The sequence below is a fragment of the Micromonospora sp. ATA51 genome, assembly GCF_016802855.1.
Classification (GTDB): domain Bacteria; phylum Actinomycetota; class Actinomycetes; order Mycobacteriales; family Micromonosporaceae; genus Micromonospora; species Micromonospora sicca.
Map to the genome: position 1 here is coordinate 1 of NZ_JAEVHJ010000417.1, position 4,845 is coordinate 4,845.

Annotated in this window: 4 protein-coding genes and 1 pseudogene; 1 reads left to right on the plus strand and 4 read right to left on the minus strand. The window is 68.2% G+C overall.

Annotated elements, in window-relative coordinates; genetic code table 11:
- Positions 1 to 193: 193 nt before the first annotated feature.
- From JNW87_RS34800 to JNW87_RS41845, 4 genes and pseudogenes are all read right to left on the minus strand, one after another.
- Complete coding sequence (locus tag JNW87_RS34800) at positions 194 to 742, minus strand: YceI family protein (protein ID WP_161558025.1); 549 nt, start codon at positions 740 to 742, stop codon at positions 194 to 196.
- A gap of 275 nt (positions 743 to 1,017) precedes the next feature.
- On the minus strand, positions 1,018 to 1,965 hold the full coding sequence (locus tag JNW87_RS34805; protein ID WP_109805930.1) for a sugar phosphate isomerase/epimerase: 948 nt from the start codon (positions 1,963 to 1,965) through the stop codon (positions 1,018 to 1,020).
- Positions 1,966 to 2,020: 55 nt separating this feature from the next.
- Positions 2,021 to 2,962, minus strand: a pseudogene (locus tag JNW87_RS34810) (IS30 family transposase); the annotation flags it as partial.
- On the minus strand, positions 2,896 to 3,156 hold the full coding sequence (locus JNW87_RS41845) for a helix-turn-helix domain-containing protein (protein ID WP_375373585.1): 261 nt from the start codon (positions 3,154 to 3,156) through the stop codon (positions 2,896 to 2,898). The gene JNW87_RS41845 and the pseudogene JNW87_RS34810, both read right to left, overlap by 67 nt.
- Positions 3,157 to 3,698: 542 nt before the next feature.
- On the opposite strand from JNW87_RS41845, the gene JNW87_RS34815 reads away from it, so the two are divergent.
- Complete coding sequence (locus JNW87_RS34815) at positions 3,699 to 4,448, plus strand: hypothetical protein (RefSeq protein WP_236648730.1); 750 nt, start codon at positions 3,699 to 3,701, stop codon at positions 4,446 to 4,448.
- The last annotated feature ends 397 nt before the right edge of the window (positions 4,449 to 4,845 follow it).

The window sequence follows — 4,845 nt, forward strand, 5'->3', positions numbered from 1 at the left end:
GGCGGGCATTCGGGAACGCGTCCTTGCTGACCACCACATGATTGTCGGTCAGCAGGCGGCGGCGGAACGCTGTCTTGCCCGACGCCTGCAGACCGATCAGGATCGCCAGTTCCAGCCGACCAACCACAGACCGCCTCCGGTAGCCGCCACCGACCTGGGGCCGCTCAACCTCTGGGGCCCGGTCGGGACCAGGTCAGCGTCCGAGGTCGACCTCGATCTCCACCTCGACGTCGTCATGGACCTTGAGCGCGCCGAGAAAGGCCGAGTACGGCTTGATTCCGTACGCCGACTGGGTCACCACCGTGGCGGCGCGGTACCGGTCGGGCGTCACCTCGCGTACATCGACGTCGATGGGGGCGGCGACCCCGTGCAGAGTGAGCGTTCCGCTGATCGTGGCGTGGTCGTCGCCGGTGACGACGCGGCTGGACTCGAAGGTGGCCGTCGGGTGGCGATCGACGTCCAGCGTGCGCCGGGCGTTGTTCTCGATCTCGCGCCGGTCCCTGTCGGTCAGCGGTCGCGCACCGCCGGTGCCCTCCCGTACGGCCAAGGATCCCAACTCGACGCGGGCCGTCGCGTTGGCGTCCACCGGCCCGGTCTCGGGAACGTCCAGCTCCACCGACCAGTCGGTCACCTCAATGGTCAGGTCGTGCCCGACGGTCGAGCCGACACCCTTGCGGCTGGTGCGCAGTAGCATCCGCCCGTTGTTCGGGCCGAACCGCAACTGGCCGGTTGTGATCGCCACCCGCCAACTGTACGCGGAATCACCACCGCCCTCATCGCAACCAGGCATTTCAGTCAAGCGACGCGAGCTTGTTGCGTACGTGGTTCACGGCCTGGGTTGCGGTGCGGCTTGCGTGTCCGGCTGCGGCGGCGCGCCGCCGATGACCGTCACCCGGGCTTGACGGCGCTGGTGCGGGCAGTTCGGCCGGGCGGCCGAGCGGGTGTACGAGGTCGTACAGCCAGTGCTTGGCCGCCCGATTGCTCCCTGCTACGAGGGAACGGGCCTGCCCGGGTTCGTCAGAACCGCAGCTTGCGCAGGCAGCGGTAGCCGACCTCGGCCGTCTGCTGCGGTGTCACATCGGGGGTGTCGTTTTCGACGATGTACTCGAGCACCGAGTGCTCCTGGAAGATCCGGGCAAAATCGATCACCCCGGTGCCGAGGTCGGCCATGTCGCCGTCGGACGCGTGCCGGTCCTTGACGTGGTACTGCAGGACACGCTGGGGCGCGGAGCGGATGACGTCCAGCGCGAAGCCCTCGGGGTCGACCACTCCATCGCCTGAGTTGATGCCGCCGGTGACGGCCCAGTAGAGGTCGACTTCCAGGTGTACGAGCTTCGGATCGAGCTCCTCGGTCAACACGTCCCAGGGTCGCCTGCCACCTCCGAGGTCGATGGTGAACTCGTGGGCGTGGTTGTGGTAGCCGTAGCGCAGGCCGGCCGCTGCCGCTGCCGCAGCCTCGACATTCATCTGTTCCGCCCAGCGCTTCCAGTCGTCCTCGCGGTCGGAGTACAGGTACGGCACTACCATGAACGACTGGCCCAGGGTGAGCGCGTTCTGGATCTTCTGTTCCAGCGCGCCGGCGTCACCGCTGATCCCGTCGTGGCTGGAGCTGGCCTTGATGCCGATGCTGTCCAGGAACTGGCGCAGCTGGGCAGCGGTACGCCCGAAGTAGCCGAGCGCCAACTCCACCTTCGGGTAGCCGATCTCGGCGAGGTGGGCGAGGGTCGCGTCGTACCCGGGCGAGCCCCACAGCGCGTCGCGTACCGTCCACAGCTGAATGCTGATCAGGCCCGGGGGTAACTGGTGGCGCCCGGTGGTGCGGGTGGTGGCCGACGCGGCCGTTGCGCCGATCCCCGACGCCGCGAGGCCGACACCGGCGACCGCCGCCAGTGAACCGCGCAGCAGGCTCCGTCGGTCGATGACGGACCGCCGCAGGGCGGCTTCTCCGTCGAATCCGTAACACATGATGACTCCTTCTGTGGTTCTACGCGGTGGGGACCAGGACGACCTGGTCCGTTCCGGTCAGGGAGGTGGCGAGGTGTTCGCGGGTGTGGACGGCCAGGTCGGTGCCTTTGGGGAAGTATTGGCGCAGCAGTCCGTTGGTGTTCTCGTTGGAGCCGCGTTGCCAGGGTGAGTGCGGGTCGCAGAAGTAGACCGGCATGTCCGCGGCGATGCTGAACTCGTGGTGCATGGCCATTTCCGCGCCTTGGTCCCAGGTCAGAGACCGTTTCAGGTGGTGCGGCAGGGTGGCCATGGCGGCGAGCAGGCCGTCACGGACCCGGTCGGCGCTGCGGCCGGCGCCCAGGTGCACGAGCAGGACGTAGCGGGTGGCGCGTTCGACGAGGGTGCCAATCGCGGAGCCGTTGTCCTTGCCGATGATCAGGTCGCCTTCCCAATGACCCGGGACGGCACGGTCGTCGGCCTCGGCGGGCCGCTCGCTGATCATCACCATCGGATGAGTGAAACGGGGCTGGCGCTGCCCGGGCTGACGGCGCGGGCGTCGCACCACCCGGCCGGTGCGCAGCGCGGCGCTCAGTTCCCGGCGCAACTCGCCGCGGCCCTGGACGTAGAGCGCCTGGTAGATCGTCTCGTGTGACACGTGCCGCTCGCTTCGCTCGGGAAAGTCGCGGCGCAGCCGACGGCTGATCTGTTCCGGGCTGTGCTTGCAGTCGAGCATGCCCTGCACCAGGGAACGTAGCTGCGGGCAGGCGGCGATCTTGCCGAGCTTCGGGCGAGGCCGCCGACTGTCGGCGCGTTGCTGGGCCGCGTAGGGCTGGTAGTCGCCGCTGTCCGGATGCCGGTTGCGGCGGATCTCCCGGCTGATCGTGCCCGGCGACCGTCGCAACTCAGCGGCGATCGCCGCCTGAGAGGCACCCTCGCGCAGCTGGTCAGCGATCACGATCCGCTCATCCTGCGACAGATAGCGGCCCGACACGGCCGAAGGCCGGCAGCAGGACGAGATACGTCCTGCTGCCCGGCCTTCGCCTGGCTCATGCGCCCGTAGCGCCAGCGGTGACCAGTCTTGCGATTGATCCCGACCAGCCGACACGCTTCACTCGTACTCACACCCCGCGCCACAAGATCCAAATATGCCTGGCGCTCCGCGCGAAGCTTCTTACGACCCTGCGGCCGACGATCCCCACGGATCTCGAACACTGCAACCCCTGATCAGGTCAGGCGTTGCAACGATCCCTGGAACCCAAGCTGGTGGTTCACACCGGGTTGGGGCCTTTTTTGTGTCCGCGTGCGGGTGGTGGTGGCTCGGTGGGTGCTCGGGAGCCGATGGACCAGGTTGGCACCGGTGGGACGTGGCGGGTGCTCCGGGACGCCCGTCGGTGGCTGCCGATGTGGGATGTCTCGGTGGCCGGGGTTGCGGCCGTCGGTGGGTCCCGGGTCGGCTCGAGGTGGTTCCTCGGAAGGGCTCGGTGCCGGGAGATGGGCCGATCTTGCGCGGGTACGTTTTGCCAGTTTTGAGTGTTCTGTAATCGACTCTTCGGCTGATGCGGTGAACAGTGATCATGGAAAACGTCTCACAAACCCCGTTTTGAGAGTGCGGGAGTTCCCCCGGAGCCCCACCGCGCCGCCGCAGCGCCGGGATGGCCGGGCGTCGACGGGTAGGGGATCATCGATGGGTGCCCGGTGGTGTTGTGTTGACGCCTCGGCGGTGGCGGATCCTGTCGTTCCTGGCATTGCATGGCATGGCGACCACGATCGACATCGCGGTGGTGGTGGGAGAGCCCCGGTTGACGGCGCACCGGGACCTCACGTGGCTGCACGCCGCAGGCCTGGTGGACCGGGAGCGGGCGGCGGAGGACCGGGCGCACGCGTGGTGGTATCGGATCACCAGGCAGGGCGCCGACCTGCTCGGCCGTGATCTCGTCGCGTCGGGGCGGTCGGTGCCGTTGCGGCTGGGTCAGCGGGACTGGAGTGCGGCGCACTACCTGCTGTTCCTGCCGCTGCTGGCGGCCGCCCGTGAGGATCCGGGCCGGTGTGGGCTGTTCCAGTGGTTGACGACGTTGGACACGTCGGTGTGGTTGCGGGAGCGGGGTCTGGCGCATCTGCGCGCCGACGGGTACGGGGTGTGGCTGGAGGGCGGCCGCTGTCTGCGGTTCCTGGTGCACGTGGATCCTGGCCCGGTCGGTGAGGTGATCGCCGAACGCGAGCGATCGACTGCCGGCCTCGGCACGGTTCTGGCCGGCTACCGGCGTACCGACCCGGTCGTGCCGGTCGGCGTGGTGCTGGTCATCGCCCGCGACGCGGCCCGCGAAGCGAACCTGCTGGCTGATCTGGTGAGCCGGCCGTTGCGGGCGCCGGTCGCGGTGACCACCGTCGACCTGTTGCACCCGCACTGGCCGCACGAACAGATGTGGAGGACCCCGACCACGGGCACCGCACGTCACCGGTTGATCGACCTCTCATTTCCGTCCGAACTAACCCGGATGAGTTGAACCAGATGGGACCGCCGTGAGGGAAGCGGCGCCACCGTCGCGCGGGTCTGGTGCCGCCCATTGCTAGAACCGGGAGAGGCAGCCGTTCATGGTCCGGGCGGCCTGCCATCGTGACATTCCGTTACCAAGGAGCCGGTATCGACCAGGCTGGCCTATCCGCTTCTGGCCGATGTGCGGTTGCGGCGGTCCGTACAGACGGGATTGGCGGGGTCGTTCCTATAGTGAATTCATGCGATGCACAGCACCCAGTCAGGGCCACCGCACCTCCAGCGGTGCCGCCGCATGTCCCGTCCATGGCCCAATGCCGCGTAGCCTAAGTTGATCATGGTGTTGGGTGGGTATCCGGGGGTCTGCGGCGTGGCGGGATGACGCCGATGGTCCTGACCGTTTTGATCAC

What these genes read in the sequence shown, in the direction of transcription:
- JNW87_RS34805 (WP_109805930.1), bottom strand. Translation starts at nt 1,965, where the DNA reads ATGTGTTACGGATTCGACGGAGAAGCCGCCCTGCGGCGGTCCGTCATC.
- JNW87_RS34815 (WP_236648730.1), top strand. Translation starts at nt 3,699, where the DNA reads ATGGCGACCACGATCGACATCGCGGTGGTGGTGGGAGAGCCCCGGTTG.